Annotated in this window: 1 pseudogene; it reads left to right on the top strand. The window is 72.3% G+C overall.

Going from position 1 to position 473, the window contains the following annotated elements:
• Nucleotides 1–473 (top strand): annotated as a pseudogene (locus tag DSY14_RS28135) (non-ribosomal peptide synthetase); the annotation flags it as partial.

Raw genomic sequence — 473 nt, 5'->3', positions numbered from 1 at the left:
GTATCGCACGGGTGACCTGGTGCGGTGGTCGTCCTCGGGGGATCTGGACTACGTGGGCCGGGTGGACGACCAGGTCAAGATCCGCGGTTTCCGGGTCGAACCCGGTGAGGTCGAGGCCGTCCTGGCCGGAGTTCCGGGGGTGGCCCAGGCCGTGGTCGTGGCCCGGAACGACCACGGCGGACCCGCGTCCCTGGTCGCCTACACGGTCCCGGTGGCCGGAGCCGAGCTGGACGGCGCCGCCGTGCGCGGTGGGGTCTCCGACGTCCTGCCCGAGTACATGGTGCCGTCGGCGGTGGTGGTGCTGGACGAGCTTCCGCTGACCGCCAACGGCAAGCTGGACAAGAGGTCCCTGCCCGCGCCGGACTACGCGGCCTCGGTCTCGGGCCGGGAGCCGCGCGACCCCCGGGAGGAGATCCTGTGCGGGTTGTTCGCCGAGGTCCTGGGCCTGGAGCGGGTCGGGATCGATGACTCCT

This window comes from Nocardiopsis sp. MG754419 (assembly GCF_018207095.1).
GTDB lineage: Bacteria > Actinomycetota > Actinomycetes > Streptosporangiales > Streptosporangiaceae > Nocardiopsis.
The sequence above is the reverse complement of the archived record's forward strand: the minus strand, read 5'-3'. Positions and strand labels throughout refer to the sequence as shown.